Here is a 14,879-nt window from a genome sequence, read left to right on the forward strand (position 1 = left end):
TACGAGCTACGAGCTACGAGCTACGAGGAAAGGGGTACGGGGGTCAGAACTGGAGCGACTTCGTCTGGAGGTACTCCGCCAGACCGTGTGGGCCCAGCTCACGGCCGACCCCCGACTGCTTGTAACCGCCGAACGGCGCCATGGGGTTGAACCGTCCGCCGTTGATGTCGACCTGCCCGGTGTCCATCCGGCGGGCGAAGGCCACCGCCTCCTCCTCGTCGGCGGCCCACACCGCCCCGGCGAGCCCGTACACGGTGCCGTTGGCGATCCGGAGGGCGTCGTCCACGTCCTCGTACCGCAGGATCGAGACGACCGGGCCGAAGATCTCCTCCTGGGCGATCGTCATGTCCGGGGTGACGTCGGCGAAGACGGTCGGGCTGACGTAGAAGCCGGTCTCCAGGGGCGCGTCCGGGCCGCCCGCGATCAGCCGGGCCCCCTCCTCGACGCCCTTCTCGATGTAACCCCGCACCCGGGCCTGCTGCTTGGCGTTGACGAGCGGACCGACCCGCTCCCCGACCACGTACTTGGTGACGGCGTTCGCCGCCAGCTCGACGGCCTCGTCGTACCGTTCGGCGTCCACCAGCATCCGGGTCCAGGCGCTGCACGTCTGACCGGAGTTGGTCATCACGTTGGCGATGCCGACGTTGACCGCCTTGGCGAGGTCCGCGCCGGGCAGGATCACGTTGGCGGACTTGCCGCCCAGCTCCAGGGCCACGCGCTTGACCGCGGCCCCGGCGGTGGCGCCGATCTGCCTGCCGACGGCGGTGGAGCCGGTGAACGAGACCAGGTCGACGTCCTCGTGGGCGGCGAGCGCCTGGCCGGCGACCGGTCCGAATCCGGTGACGAGGTTGAAGACCCCCGGCGGCAGACCGGCGGCCTCGGTGGCCTCGGCGAAGAGCTGGGCGGTGAGCGGGGTGTCCTCGGCGGGCTTGAGGACGACGGTGCAGCCGGCGGCGAGGGCGGGGGCGACCTTGGCGACGATCTGGTGGAGCGGGTAGTTCCAGGGGGTGATCGCGCCGACCACGCCGACCGGCTCCAGCAGCACGGTGGAGTTGCCGATCCGCTCCTCGAACGTGTGGCGGGCGGCCAGTTCGGCGTACGAGGCGGCCACCAGTACGGGCACACCCGCGTGGACCATCTGCGACAGCGGCAGCGGTGAGCCCAGCTCCGCGGTGATCGTCTCCGCCAGCACGTCCTTGCGGGCGGCCAGCGCGTCGGCCAGCGCGGTGAGCCGGGCGGCGCGCTCGGCGGGCGGCGTCGCGGCCCAGGCGGGGAAGGCGGCGCGCGCGGCCCGCACCGCCGCGTCGACGTCCTCCGCCGTTCCCGCCGGCACGTGCGCGATGACCTGCTCGTCCGCCGGGTTCACGACCGCGATCGTGTCCCGGCCGACGGCGGGCCGCCACGCGCCGTCGATGTACATCTGGTCATGGGCCTGCATGGCTGTTTCCTCCCGGACGGGCTGTGCGGAGCGCCGAAGCCGTGCGGCGGGCGCGGGGCACACGTCGCACCCGGCCAAACTAGCGCCGTTAGTTTTCCGGCGCCAGAGAGCTTTCCGAGACCCCCGTCACGCCGGTGACACCCGTGACGCCGGCCGGGCGGGGCGTGTGCACCCCCGCGACCTCTACCCGCTTCCCGGGACGGCCATCCGGCCACCGGGGGCGACTTGCCGGAACGGCATGATCCCTTGCCCCGGCGGCGGCCGACCGGACGACACTGGGGCGAGACCGGCGAGCCCGCACCCGCGCCGCCCCGACCGAGGAGGCACCATGACCGCCACGCCCCGCCCCCGCACCCGGCGCCGGGACACCCCGCCGCCCCGGACCGGCGCCAGCGAGGCGGAGGTGCTGCGCGGGTTCCTCGACTACCTGCGCGCCTCGATCGCCGCGAAGGTCGAGGGCGCACCCGGTCCGGAGGCCCGGGCCGCCGGGGTGCCTTCGGGTACGAACCTGCTGGGGCTGCTCCACCATCTGACCTTCGTCGAGCGGGCCACCTTCCTCGGGGACCGCGTCACCGACTGGCCGTCGACGTTCCACGCCGCCCCCGAGGACGGTGTGGCCGAGGTCGTGGACCGTTACCGGAAGGCGGTCGAGGAGGCGAACGCCGTACTCGACGGGTGCGCCGACCTCGGCACACCGCTGCCCCGCACACGGCCGGGCAAGCCCTCCCCCAGTGTGCGGTGGGCCCTCACCCACCTGATCGAGGAGACCGGTCGGCATGCCGGTCACGCGGACATCCTCCGGGAGCTGATCGACGGCTCGACCGGTCGCTGACCGCCTCGCCGACGGGCGCCTGTTCCGTGGGGCCCTCGTCGGCGGGTTCCGTCCCCGCAGGCGCCGGCCCCGCACGGTCCTCGCCGCGCAGGCCGAGGCCCGCAGCGCCCACCAGCCCCACGCCGAGCAGCACGAACGGGGCCGCCACCCCCACCGCGCCCGCGATCAGACCCGCCGCGGCGGGGGCGGCGACCTGGCCGAGCCGGTTGCCGGTGAGCCGGAGGGCGAGGGCGGTGGAGCGGGCCCCGTCGGGGGCGGCGCGGACGACCGTGGTCATGGACAGGGGCTGGCCGACGCCGAGGCAGAAGCCGAGCACGGCCAGCATCACGGCGAGGACGGGGACGGAGACCGGGAGCGCGACGCCCGCGCAGAGGAGTCCGGCGAGCAGGCAGCTGGTGGTCAGCAGGGCCCGGCGGCCCAGCAGTCGCAGCAGCGGCGTCATCACCAGTCGGCAGGCGATCGTGGCCGCGGCCCGCAGGCTCAGCAGCAGGCCGACGGTGGCCGGGGCGATGGAGCGGTGCTCGCCGACGACCGGCAGGTAGGCGGTGAGGATGTCGGTGGCGGACAGCACCGCCATGCTGATGAGGATGCCCGCGGGGACGCCCCGCGTGCCGAGGATCGTCCGGACGGGGACCTTGCCGCCGGTCCGCGGCCGGGTGTCGGCCGTACGGCGGTGCTCGATGCGCCAGAGCGAGGTGAGGGCGACCGCGCAGACCCCGGCCGACACGAGGAGGGCGAGCGCGCTCGTACGGCCGAGGGCTCCGCCCTGTCCGGAGATGAGCGCGCCCGCCGCGATCGGGCCGATGAGCTGGCCGAGGGAGGCCCCGATGGTGAAGTGGCCGAAGTTGCGGTCCTGTTCGTGGGGTGCGGACTGCCGGGCCACGATCGACTGCGCGCCGATCACGAAGCACAGGTGGCCGAGGCCCATCACCCCGCTCCAGGCGGCCATCGCGGGCAGCGAGGAGACGAGGCCGCTGAGCGCGCAGCCGCCGGAGATCAGCAGGACGCCGAGCGGCAGCAGGGGTGCGCAGCGGCCGTGGTCGGTGCGGCGGCCGAGCGGTACGGCGACGAACAGCGGGAGCAGGGCGTAGACCCCGGCGATGACGCCGACGGCCGTCTCGTCCGCGCCCAGCGCGAGGGCCCGGTAGGAGACGGCGGGCCGCGCCATCGACACCGCCCCCTGCGCGAAGGCGAAGGCGATGACGAGGCGCAGCAGCCAGCCCCTGCCGGGCCCGGGTCGCGGTCGTCCGGTCATCACATGATGCCGAAGAGGATGCCCGCCGCAAGCACCACCAGCGAGGTGAGCACCGCCCACTTGACGGTGAAGCGGGTGTGGTCGCCGAACTCGACCTTCGCCATGCCGACCAGGACGTACACGGCGGGCACGAGGGGCGAGGACATGTGCAGGGCCTGGCCGGCCAGGGAGGCGCGGGCGATCTCCACCGGCGAGACCCCGTGGGCCGCGCCCGCCTCGGCGAGGACGGGCAGGACGCCGAAGTAGAAGCCGTCGTTGGACATGAAGTAGGTGAGCGGCAGGCTGAGCAGGCCGGTGACGATGGCCATGTGCGGGCCCATCGCCTCGGGGACCGTGCCGACGACCCAGTCGGCCATGTGCTCGACCATGCCGGTGCCGGTGAGGACCCCGGTGAAGACGGCGGCGGCGAAGACCATGCCGGAGACGTTGAGGACATTGTCGGCGTGCGCGGCGATCCGGGCCCGCTGGTCGGGCATGTGGGGGAAGTTGACGGTGAGCGCGAGGGCCGCGCCGAGCAGGAAGAGCACCGGGATCGGCAGCAGCTCCATGATCATCGCCGCGAGCAGGGCGGCGGTGAGTCCGGCGTTGAACCAGTAGAGCTTGGGGCGGAGCGTGGGCCGGTTCGGGTCGAGGCCCTGGAACGCGTCGTCGTCCTCTTCCGCGTTCTCCGTACCACCGGCGGAGGCCGAGGCCCCGGACCCGGTCCCCGTGGCGCCCGCGGAGGCTCCGGTGCCCTTGTGGAGGCGGTCCTTGCCGCCGGTGCCACCGGTGCCGGCCGAGACGGTCTCCGGCTCCGGCTCCGGCTCCGGCTCCCGGGCGAGCGCCTCGTCGAGGGTGAGCATGCCCAGGCGCTTGCGCTCCCGGATGCCGAGCACGTACGCCAGCACGAACACGGCGAGCAGGCCCATGGCGAGCGCCGGAATCATGGGGACGAAGATCTCGGAGGCGTCCAGTTTGAGGGCGGTGGCGGCGCGGGCGGTGGGGCCGCCCCACGGCAGGGTGTTCATGACGCCGTTGGCGGTGGCCGCGACGCCGGTCATCACCACCAGGCTCATTTTCAGGCGTTTGTAGAGGGGATACATCGCCGAGACGGTGATCATGAAGGTGGTGGACCCGTCGCCGTCCAGCGAGACGATCGCGGCGAGCACCGCCGTACCGACCACGATGCGCATCGGGTCGGCCTGGCAGAACTTCAGGATGCCCCGGACGATCGGGTCGAACAGGCCGACGTCGATCATCACGCCGAAGTAGACGATGGCGAACATCAGCATGGCGGCGGTGGGGGCGAGGTTGCCGACGCCTTCGATCACGTAGTCGCCGAGTTGGGCGCCCTGCCCGACGGCGACACAGAACAGTGCGGGGATCAGTACCAGCGCCGCGATCGGCGACATCTTCTTCGTCATGATCAGGACCAGGAAGGTCGCGATCATGGCGAAGCCGAGGATTGTCAGCATGGGGGATACCTAACGTTCATCCTTGAACTCCCACCGGTCTCGGCGGTCGGTCCGGATGACGTTAGGGGCCTCCTCGAAGAGTTAACAAGACGTTGACGCGTGAGCAATACGAGCAAAACCCCAGGTCAACGCGGTGGTGCTAGTGAGCTGGGGTGACGGACACAGGGATGGCGTTCAGGACCGCCGTGCCGGACAGCGGATCCAGGAGCGTGCCGTCGAGGAGCTGGTTGACGTTCGCCCCGGGGTGGGCGGCGGCGACCGACATCCGGGTGCCGGGGCGGCTGTGGCCCCAGCCGTGCGGGAGGCTCACCACCCCGCTGCGCACGGTGTCGGTGATCTCGGCGGGGGCTTCGATGCCGCCGCCCGAGGACTCGATGCGGGCGGTGTCCCCGTCGGCAAGACCGAGGCGGGCCGCGTCGTCGGGGTGGATCTGGAGGGTGCAGACGTTGGACCCGCCGGTGAGCGAGCCGACGTTGTGCATCCAGCTGTTGTTGGAGCGCAGATGGCGGCGGCCGACGAGGACGAGCGGGGCGGGCCGGTCGCCCAGCGCCCGGCGCAGGCGCGGCAGATCGGCGGCGATCGGGTCCGGGAGCAGTTCGACGCGGCCGGAGCGGGTGCGCAGGACCTCCGGGAGGCGGGGTTTCAGCGGGCCGAGGTCGATGCCGTGCGGGTTCGCGAGGAGTTGCTCCAGCGTCAGCCCGTAGGGGCCGAGGCGCAGCATCAGGTCCAGTCGCCGTTCGGGGCCGCTCTCGCCGGTGAGCCCGGCAGCCAGCTCTTTCGGAGCCCCGGTGCGGGTGAGGGCGGTGTCGACGGCCAGGTCGTCGACGGCGGAGGGCGGTGCGCCGTGCATACCGCTCACCGCGAGGATCAGCCGGGCGTGGATCTCGCTCTCGTCCATCCGCCCGTCCTCCAGAGGGACGGCGGCGCGGGTGTAGCGGACCTGGTTGTGGACGGCGAAGTTGTTGAACGCGAAGTCGAAGTGGGCGCTCTGCGAGGGCGGCGGCGGGGGCAGGACGACGTCGGCGCGGCGGGAGGTCTCGTTGAGGTAGGGGTCGACGCTGACCATGAAGTCGAGCCCGTCGGCGAGGGCCGCGTCGAGCCGGTCGCCGTCGGGCGCGGAGAGCACGGGGTTGGCCGCGATGACCACCAGGGCGCGGATGCGGTCCTCGCCCGGGGTGTCGATCTCCTCGGCGAGGGCCGCGATGGGCAGTTCGCCCTTGGCCTCGGGGTGCCCGGAGACCCGGCTCGACCAGCGGCCCAGCGCGAAGCCCTTGCCGGGGGCGGCCTTACGGGTCCCGGGTTCGGCGGTGCGCGGTGCCCGGGCGGTGGCGGAGAGCGGGAAGAGCGCGCCGCCGGGCCGGTCGAGATTGCCGGTGAGGATGTTGAGGATGTCCACCAGCCAGCTGGCCAGCGTGCCGTGCTCGACGGTGCAGCTGCCGATGCGGCCGTAGACGGCGGCAGTGGGCGCGGCGGCGAGTTCGCGGGCGATGGCGGTGATGGTGTCCGCGTCCACGTCGCAGGCGGCGGCGACCGCTTCCGGGGTGAAGTCGGCCAGGGCGGCGGCGAGTTCGCCGAGGCCTTCCAGGTGCTCGGCGAGCGGCCCGGGGTCGGCGAGCTTCTCGTCGATGAGAGTGTGCGCGAGGGCGGCCAGCAGCAGGGCGTCCGCGCCGGGCCGGATCGCGACGTGCCGGTCGGCGAGGCGGGCGGTGCGGGTGCGGCGCGGGTCGATGACGGTGAGGGTGCCGCCGCGCCGGCGCAGGGCCTTGAGCCGGCCGGGGAAGTCGGGGGCGGTGCAGAGGCTGCCGTTGGACTCCAGCGGGTTCGCACCGATCAGGAGGAGATGGTCGGTGCGGTCGAGATCCGGTACGGGGATGGCGTGCGCGTCACCGAAGAGCAGGCCGCTGGAGACGTGCTTGGGCATCTGGTCCAGCGTGCTCGCGGTGAACACGTTGCGGGTGCGCAGGGCCCCGAGCAGCAGGGGCGGATAGAGGAAGCCCGCCATCGTGTGCACGTTGGGGTTGCCGAGGACCACGCCGACGGCCTGCGGCCCGTGGGCTTTCACCAGGTCCGGCATCCGCGCGGCGATCAGGTCGAACGCCTCGCCCCAGGCCGCCTCGCGCAGTTCCCCGTCGTCGCCGCGCACGAGGGGGACGCGCAGCCGGTCGGGGTCGGCGTCGAGCCCTCCGAAGGAGGCGCCCTTGGGGCAGATGAAGCCCCGGCTGAAGATGTCGTCGCGGTCGCCGCGCGCACCGGTGACGGTGGTCCCCTCGATGGTGAGGGTGAGGCCGCAGGTGGCCTCGCAGAGGGGGCAGATACGCGGTGCGGTGCGGGAGTCGTGGGACATGGGCCCTCCCCGGGGCGGCTGCGGCGACGGCACGCGGACATGGGCCGGGCGGGGCGTGGGAGCCCCGGAAGCCCGGCACGGGCGAGCATACCGACCGGTACGCACGGCGGGGAGGTCTCGCACGGAGAAACGGAGAAGACGGCGGACGGGCCTCGCGAGGGGGACGGGCCGACCCCGGCGCCGGAAGGAGGCGGGCGGACCCCGGCGCCGGAGGGAGGCGGGCGGGGCAGGAACCCCCGAGACACCCCCTGGGGCCCGGAGCCGTCGCTCAGTCCAGCGTCTGCGCGAGATAGGACCTGACCAGCGTCCGGGTCTCGGCGACGATGGCCGCGTCGCCCGAGGGGTCCATGCGGAAGGCGAGTTGCAGCAGCGCGTCGGCCGCCTCGACGCTCACCAGGATCGCCCGGGACAGCCCCTCGTCGGGCCGTCGGCCGAGGTGCCCGGCGAGCAGGACGGCGAGCCGGTCCGCCAGCCGCCGGTTGGCGTCGTCCGCCGCACCCTCGGCGGGGAACGGCGGCCCGAAGTCGACGAGCGCGAAGCCGGGGACGCTCCGCTTCATCGCCAGGTACTCGTCGAGCACCGCGTCGATGGCGGCGCGCCAGTCGGTGGCGGGCAGGTCCGTGAGCCGGGCGGCGATGCGGTCCGCGTAGGTGTCCAGGTTGCGCAGCGCGAGGGCGTCGACAAGCGCGCGCTTGTTGGAGAAGAACCGGTAGACGGAGCCGATCGGCACCTCGGCGCGCTCGGCGACGGCCCGGGTGGTCAGCTGCTCGTAACCGGTCTCGTCGAGGAGCCCGGCGCAGGAGTCGAGTATCCGGGCCAGCCGGTCGGCGCTGCGCTGCTGCACGGGGGCGCGGCGGAGGTTCGGGTTGACAGGGGGCTGAGGAGGCACGGGCCCATGATGCCGTGCCCCGCGCACGGGCCGGACACCAGAGGCGGCGGGGCGGGCACCGGAGGCGGCGGGGCGGGCACCGAAGACGGCAAAGGCGGACACCACAGGCAGCGAGGGCCGACTCCACGGACACACGCACCGAATGGCGCGATGTATGCCGTTGACGCGCCCCGCTCCTATTCCTACGGTGGTGCATAGGATTCGTCGTCCGGCGGATCCGAGGGCTTTCTTGGGCACCGGGAGTGCGGGATGAGCGCGATCGACCAGGCGAGGAAGACGGCCGAGGGGCTGACCTATTCCTCCGGCTTCGGCAACGAGCACAGCTCGGAGGCGGTGCCGGGGGCGCTCCCGCACGGCCGCAACTCCCCGCAGCGCGCACCCCTCGGGCTGTACGCGGAGCAGCTGAGCGGCTCCGCGTTCACCGAGCCGCGCGCGGACAACCGCCGTTCCTGGCTCTACCGGATCCGCCCCTCGGCCGCCCACCCGGCGTTCACCCGCATCGACAACGGCGCCCTGCGCTCGGCCCCGTTCACCGAGACCGTGCCGGACCCGAACCGGCTCCGCTGGAACCCGCTGCCCGACCCCGCGCCCGGCACGGACTTCCTGAGCGGCCTGTGGACGCTCGGCGGCAACGGCGACGCCGCACAGCGCGCCGGGATGGCGATCCACCTCTACCACGCCAACTCCTCGATGACGGAACGGGTGTTCAGCGACTCCGACGGCGAGCTGCTGATCGTGCCCGAGCACGGCGGGCTGCTGCTGCGCACCGAGCTGGGCCTGCTGCACGCCGAGCCGGGCCACGTCGCGCTGATCCCGCGCGGGGTCCGCTTCCGGGTGGAGCTGCTGGAGGAGACCGCGCGCGGTTACGTCTGCGAGAACTACGGCCGCCCGTTCGCGCTGCCCGATCTCGGCCCGATCGGGGCCAACGGCCTGGCGAACGCCCGGGACTTCCTCGCCCCCGTCGCCGCGTACGAGGACCACGAGGGCCCGGTGGAGGTGGTCAACAAGTTCTGCGGGAACCTCTGGTCGGCGACGTACGACCACTCGCCGCTCGACGTGGTCGCCTGGCACGGCAACCACACCCCGTACGTCTACGACCTGCGCCGGTTCAACGTGATCGGCACGATCAGCTACGACCACCCCGACCCGTCGATCTTCACGGTGCTGACCTCGCCGTCCGACACCCCGGGGCTGGCCGGGGTGGACTTCGTCGTCTTCGCCCCGCGCTGGCTGGTCGGCGAGGACACCTTCCGCCCGCCGTACTTCCACCGCAATGTGATGAGCGAGTACATGGGCCTGATCGACGGGGCGTACGACGCGAAGGCCGACGGCTTCGTCCCCGGCGGCGGCTCCCTGCACAACATGATGTCGGCGCACGGCCCGGACCGGGAGACCTTCGACCGGGCGAGCGCGGCGGAGCTGAAGCCGCAGAAGATCGACGACGGTCTGGCCTTCATGTTCGAGACCCGCTGGCCTGTCACGGCGACGGAGCAGGCGGCGTCCGCCGGTCATCTGCAGCGCGACTACGACGACGTGTGGCAGGGTCTGAGCCGCAACTTCCGTCCGTAGCCGACGGGCGCGGGTGGCCCGCAGGAGCGGAAACGGGACGGGACGGGGACGGGGACGACATGACCGAGAGCCATGAGCGGGCCGAGGCGGACGGCGGTACGGCGGAACAGCCGCGCCATCCGCCCGCCTTCGCCCCCGACTCCCTCGTGCTGAACCGGAAGCTGCCGCTCTGGTACCAGGTCTCCCAGTCCCTGCGGGCCTCCATACTGGGCCGCCCGCAGGACGCCTCCGCCCGGCTGCCCACCGAGGAACAGCTCGCCGCGCACTACGGGGTCAGCGTGCTCACGATGCGCCAGGCGCTCAAGGAGCTGGAGACGGAGGGGCTGATCAGCCGGCACCGGCGGCGCGGCACGTTCATCGAGCCGCGCGCCCGGCGGGTCTCCCCGGTCCGGCTGCTGGGTTCGGTCGACGCGATCGTGGCCCAGCAGTCCGGCGAGGCGACGACCGTGCTCGGCCACGGCCCGGTCCCGCTCCCCGGCGATCTCGCGGAGTACTTCCCGGACTGCGACGAGGTGACCTGCTACCGGCGACTGCGCCGCGACGGCGAGAGCGACGAGCCCACCAACTGGGCGGAGAACGCGGTGCGCCCCGACGTCGCCGCCCGGATCGACGTGGCCGACCTCGAACGCTGGCCGATGACGAAGGTCCTGCGCGATGTCGTCGGGGTCAGGATCTCCCGGATCACCGACACGGTGGAGGCCCGGCTCGCCGACCCCGTCACCGCCGAGCTGCTCCAGGTCCCGCTGCTCAGCCCGATCCTGCACTACACGGGCGTGACGTACGACGAGGAGGGGCGCGTGGTGGACGTGGCCCGGATCCGCTACCGGGGCGACCGGTTCTCCTTCTCCGTGACGGTGGAGGCCCACTGACCCCGCCCCACGCGGACTCCGCCCGCCGTTACGATGCGAAGGGTCACGGCGGACAGGGGAGGGACGGCTCGGTGGCAGCGCGCAGGACGGCGGCGGCCGGATCCGGCGGGGACACGGAGTCCTCGCCGCTCGACGCGTTCGTCCTTCTGGACGAGCTGATGCCGTGGTCGGTGAGGCCGCTGAGAACCGGCCGTGCCTGGGTGAGCGGCCCCGACCCCGCGGCGCTCCGGGCCCGCTGGGAGCGGCTGGCCGGTGCCGACGCCGCCGAGCAGGAGCGGCTGTTCGCGCCCACCCGTTCCCGTACGCCCCGCACCTCGGTCGCGGCCCTGCCCGGCCAGTCGACCGGCACGGCCCGCTTCGCCCGGGATCCGGGCCCCTGCCCCGACCCCGTACGGATTCTGCACGGCCCCTACGACGAACAGTGGCTGCTCCCCGACCACCGGCTGATCGACGCGGCCCGTCCGGAGCTGTGGCGGGTCGCCGACGGGCAGCAGCTCTTCGCGGTCGAACACAGCCCCGCCCCGGAAGATGCCGGGCCCGCCCTGTCCGTGACCGCACTGCTGCCCGACGGGCACTCCCCCGCCGGGCGGCCCGGCCGGATCAGGCCGCTCCACCGCAGGCCCGGGGGCACGGAGCCAAACCTCGCGCCGGGGCTCCTGGACCTGCTGCGCGGGCGGCTCGGCGGCAGCGGGGGCGCCGAGCCGGACAGGTTCACCCCGGAAGCGGCGCTGGCCTGGATCCTGGCCGCCGCCGGGCCCTCAGCCTCCGGCGTCCTGGTCCCGCTGCCGGCCGACGGGGCGGTGTGGTCGCAGGGGGTGGCGCTCGGCCGGGAGCTGCTGCGGCTCCAGTCGCGCGGGGCCCGGGGCGGGGAGCGGCCCCGGCTGCCGGGCGGGCGCAGGCCCTATGTGCGGGCGGCGCTCCCCGCGCGCCCCACGGAGCTGTCCTACGACGCCGGGGAGGAGGCGCTGATCGTCGGCGACGGCCGGATCTCGCCGGTGCCCGCGGCGGCCTGGGAGTTCACGGTGGGCGGGGTGCGGGTGCTGGAGCTCTGGTTCGGCCGCCGGGCGGCAGCGGCGGCGGGCCGGGGGCCGGAGGGAGCTGGTACGGACGGCCTCGACGCGGTCGGGGCGCGCGGCTGGCCCCGGGAGTGGACCTCGGAGCTGCTCGAACTCATCACCGTACTGGCCCTGCTGGACGGCACTGCGGGCCCCCGCAAGGAGTTGCGGGCCGCGCTGGAGGCGGGTCCGCTGATCGGTCCGGCAGAGCTGCGGGCGGCCGGGGTGCTGCCCGTCCCGGCCTCGGCACGGCGTCCGGCATCCGTCCTCGGCCACCAGGAGGAGGGCCCGGAGGGGCAGTTCGCGCTGCTGTAGCGGCGGCCGGAGGGCAGTGCGCACTGCCGTGAGCGGCGGCCGGAGAGAGGCAGTCCGGGCTGCCGGGAGCGGCGGCCCGGGCGGCGGAGGGTGGCGAAAGCGCCGGTCAGCGGGTATGCACGGGGTCATGAACACATTGCCCCTCCCCCTCGACGGCATCACGGTGGTGGCCGTCGAGCAGGCGGTCGCCGCCCCCTTCGCCACCCGGCAGCTCGCGGACCTCGGAGCACGGGTCATCAAGGTGGAGCGCCCGGACGGCGGTGACTTCGCTCGCGGCTACGACACGGCGGCGCGCGGTCTCGCCTCGCACTTCGTCTGGTGCAACCGCGGCAAGGAGTCCCTCGCCGTCGATCTCAAGGACCCGCGCGGCCTCGCGGTGGTCCGTGAACTCGTCGCCGGGGCCGATGTGTTCGTCCAGAATCTGGCGCAGGGGGCGGCGGCCCGGCTCGGGCTCGACGCCGCCTCGCTCTGCGCCGCGCACCCGCGGCTCGTGGCCGTCGACATCTCCGGGTACGGGGCCGGCGGGCCGTACGCCCACAAGCGGGCCTACGACATGCTCGTGCAGTGCGAGGCCGGGCTCGTCTCGGTGACGGGGACGGCGGAGCAGCCGGTGAAGGCGGGCATTCCGGCGGCGGACATCGCGGCGGCGATGTACGCGTTCTCCGGGGTGCTCGCGGCGCTGCTGCGGCGGTCGGCCACCGGGCGGGGCGGCCCGGTGGAGGTCTCCATGCTGGACGCGCTGGCCGAGTGGATGGGCCACCCGCTGCACCAGGGGATGCACGGGGCCACGCCTCCGCCGCGTACCGGCCTCGCGCACTCGGTGATCGCCCCGTACGACGCCTTCGCCACGGCCGACGGCGGGCAGGTGCTGCTCTCCGTGCAGAACGACCGGGAGTGGCGGCGGCTGGCGGAGCAGGTGCTGGGGCGCCCCGAGCTGGCCGAGGACCCGGACTTCGCGACGAACGCGGCGCGCACCGCGAACCGGGAGCGGACCGACGACGCGGTGGGGCGGGCGCTGGCGGGTCTGACGGGCGAGGAGGCGCTGGCCGGTCTGGAGGCGGCGGGCATCGCCTGCGCCCGGCTGAACACGGTGGCCGATGTGGCGGCGCATCCGCAGCTCGCGGCACGGGACCGGTGGCGGGAAGTGGGTTCACCGGTGGGGCCGTTGCGGGCGCTGCTGCCGCCGATCACGCTGCCGGGCGGCGAGGATCCACGGATGGGTGCCGTACCGGCGCTGGGCGAGCACACCGATGCACTGCTGCGAGCCCTGGGGATGACGGACGAGCAGACATCGGTGCTGCGCCGGGACGGAGTGATCGCCTGACCTGGTCCGTCCCGAGCGGAGGGCCGGTCCGGGGCGGGCCGTGGGTCAGCGGCGGCTGCCGAAGAGCGAGCGCCGCAGTCGCCGCAGCGGCGCGAAGAGCGACACACGGGCGCTCCTGCTCCGGCGGGCGTGCGCGGCGTCGCGCGAGGTCAGCTCACGCATGAGCAGCGTCGCTTCCGCCGCTTCGCGCTGCGGGACGACAGGGCCGCCGAGCACCGCGAGATGGCGGTCGAGGCGCGTACTGGTCGCACCGCTCCCGCATGTGATGGCAGGCACACGCGCCCTGCTTCGCACCGTTATCTGTTCCATGTCACTCCCCACCCGTACGAGGGCACCCGGTCCGGGCAGGTTAACCCTATCGTCCCGCGGTGACACCCGTGTATCCCGGCCACACGATTGCGCACACATATACGGAGGTTGACGGCCCGTTACTGAATCCGCGCGATTCCAGGGCGACTTGGGACAGTTCGGAAGTTTTGCCCCTTAGATCGCCCGTCGTTCCGTCCCGAAGCGGGAGCCTCGACCGGCGAGGACTCCCGCACGAGGCGGCCGACGGAGGAACGCGCCCGTCAGAGAGCGGACTTGAAGACCGGGAGATAGCCTCCCGACTGTCCGGCGGCGGTCGGGTGGTAGGACTCACCGATGTTGAGCCAGTTCACGCTGTGCAGCCAGGAGCTGCCTGAGCAGATCTCGTGCCCGGTGAAGGTCGCCCTGACGTCGCCGAAGGTGAAGCCGTGGTCCGCCGCCCGCTTGGCGGTGGCCGTGTTGAGGTGGTCGGACGCCCCGTTGATGGCGGAGCGTTCCTTCTCGCTCAGACCGGCGATGCAGCTGCCGCCGAGCTGGTAGAAGCGGGGGTAGCCGAGGACGACGACCTGGGCGGAGGGGGCCTTGGAGCGGATGGCCGAGTACACGGAGTCGAGCCGGCCCGGGAGGGTGGAGTCGACGTAGGCGCGGGCGGTCGCGATCCGGTTGAGACAGGTGGCCTCGGACTGGAGGACACAGGTCGTCATGACGTCGGCGAACCCGGCGTCGTTGCCGCCGATGGAGATCGAGACGAGGTCGGTCGAGGCGTTCAGCCTGCCGAGCTGACCGCCCGTGACGTCGTTGGTCCTGGCGCCGGAGCAGGCGGCGAAGTCGAAGGACGAGGGGGAGTTGGCGGCCGCCCAGAGGGCGGGGTAGGCGCGGCTGCTGCGCTTGCAGCTGGAGCCGTCGTAACTGCCGGCTCCGACACCGGAGGAGTACGAGTCGCCGAGGGCGACGTAGTCGACGGCGGCGGCGGACGAGTCGGCGTTCGCGACCCCCGCACCGGTCAGGGCGAGAGCGGCACCGAGCAGGAGAGAGGACGAGAACGCCACGAGTCTGGACATTTTCATGGAACCTCCTTGAGCAGGGGGTATCTGCCTACTCCGTAGTAGCAGCGCCTCCGCCCGACCGGAAGTGTCCATGCCAAAAATAGAGTGGAGTGCTTCCGTCCGCCCCCGGCGGTTCAACGGGCGCTCACCGGCGCTCCGCTGTCGCTCCGCCGGCTGCCGGAG

12 protein-coding genes are annotated in these 14,879 nt (G+C 73.3%); 5 read left to right on the forward strand and 7 right to left on the reverse strand.

Annotation, left to right across the window (positions count from 1 at the left end):
• Positions 1 to 43 precede the first annotated feature (43 nt).
• Positions 44 to 1,438 (reverse strand): aldehyde dehydrogenase family protein, encoded by a 1,395-nt coding sequence (locus WQO_RS06325; RefSeq protein WP_010057040.1) that lies wholly within the window; start codon positions 1,436 to 1,438, stop codon positions 44 to 46.
• A 328-nt stretch (positions 1,439 to 1,766) separates the two neighbouring features.
• Between WQO_RS06325 and WQO_RS06330 the strand changes: the two genes are divergently transcribed.
• The gene (locus WQO_RS06330; RefSeq protein ID WP_010057039.1) at positions 1,767 to 2,270 is read left to right on the forward strand and encodes a DinB family protein; all 504 of its coding nucleotides are present in this window, start codon (positions 1,767 to 1,769) and stop codon (positions 2,268 to 2,270) included.
• On the opposite strand, the gene WQO_RS06335 is transcribed toward WQO_RS06330, so the two are convergent.
• The 4 genes from WQO_RS06335 to WQO_RS06350 form a co-directional block, all read right to left on the reverse strand.
• Positions 2,185 to 3,525: an MFS transporter gene (locus WQO_RS06335; RefSeq protein ID WP_010057037.1), complete on the reverse strand. Its 1,341-nt coding sequence runs from the start codon at positions 3,523 to 3,525 to the stop codon at positions 2,185 to 2,187. The genes WQO_RS06330 and WQO_RS06335 overlap by 86 nt on opposite strands.
• Positions 3,525 to 4,979 (reverse strand): CitMHS family transporter, encoded by a 1,455-nt coding sequence (locus WQO_RS06340; protein ID WP_010057035.1) that lies wholly within the window; start codon positions 4,977 to 4,979, stop codon positions 3,525 to 3,527. Before WQO_RS06340 ends, WQO_RS06335 begins: the two co-directional genes overlap by 1 nt.
• 139 nt (positions 4,980 to 5,118) lie before the next feature.
• Positions 5,119 to 7,323, reverse strand: coding sequence for a molybdopterin oxidoreductase family protein (locus WQO_RS06345; protein WP_010057033.1), 2,205 nt, complete (start codon positions 7,321 to 7,323; stop codon positions 5,119 to 5,121).
• Between the two features lie 268 nt (positions 7,324 to 7,591).
• Positions 7,592 to 8,212 carry a TetR/AcrR family transcriptional regulator gene (locus WQO_RS06350; protein ID WP_107115803.1) on the reverse strand — a complete coding sequence of 207 codons (621 nt, stop codon included), beginning with the start codon at positions 8,210 to 8,212 and terminating at the stop codon, positions 7,592 to 7,594.
• 249 nt (positions 8,213 to 8,461) lie between these two features.
• On the opposite strand from WQO_RS06350, the gene hmgA reads away from it, so the two are divergent.
• The 4 genes from hmgA to WQO_RS06370 all read left to right on the forward strand — a co-directional run bounded on the left by hmgA (position 8,462) and on the right by WQO_RS06370 (position 13,344).
• A complete protein-coding gene (gene hmgA, locus WQO_RS06355) occupies positions 8,462 to 9,781 on the forward strand; it encodes a homogentisate 1,2-dioxygenase (protein WP_010057031.1) in 1,320 nt (439 codons plus the stop codon).
• 59 nt (positions 9,782 to 9,840) lie between these two features.
• Complete coding sequence (locus WQO_RS06360; protein ID WP_010057030.1) at positions 9,841 to 10,650, forward strand: GntR family transcriptional regulator; 810 nt, start codon at positions 9,841 to 9,843, stop codon at positions 10,648 to 10,650.
• Positions 10,651 to 10,721: 71 nt separating this feature from the next.
• A complete protein-coding gene (locus WQO_RS06365) occupies positions 10,722 to 12,020 on the forward strand; it encodes a type ISP restriction/modification enzyme (RefSeq protein ID WP_010057029.1) in 1,299 nt (432 codons plus the stop codon).
• Between the two features lie 127 nt (positions 12,021 to 12,147).
• Positions 12,148 to 13,344: a CaiB/BaiF CoA transferase family protein gene (locus tag WQO_RS06370; RefSeq protein ID WP_029181967.1), complete on the forward strand. Its 1,197-nt coding sequence runs from the start codon at positions 12,148 to 12,150 to the stop codon at positions 13,342 to 13,344.
• A gap of 45 nt (positions 13,345 to 13,389) precedes the next feature.
• On the opposite strand, the gene WQO_RS06375 is transcribed toward WQO_RS06370, so the two are convergent.
• The gene (locus WQO_RS06375) at positions 13,390 to 13,653 is read right to left on the reverse strand and encodes a hypothetical protein (protein ID WP_029181966.1); all 264 of its coding nucleotides are present in this window, start codon (positions 13,651 to 13,653) and stop codon (positions 13,390 to 13,392) included.
• A 260-nt stretch (positions 13,654 to 13,913) separates the two neighbouring features.
• A complete protein-coding gene (locus WQO_RS06380) occupies positions 13,914 to 14,717 on the reverse strand; it encodes an SGNH/GDSL hydrolase family protein (protein ID WP_029181965.1) in 804 nt (267 codons plus the stop codon).
• Positions 14,718 to 14,879 lie beyond the last annotated feature (162 nt).

It is taken from the genome of Streptomyces globisporus C-1027, from assembly GCF_000261345.2.
Classification (GTDB): domain Bacteria; phylum Actinomycetota; class Actinomycetes; order Streptomycetales; family Streptomycetaceae; genus Streptomyces; species Streptomyces pakalii.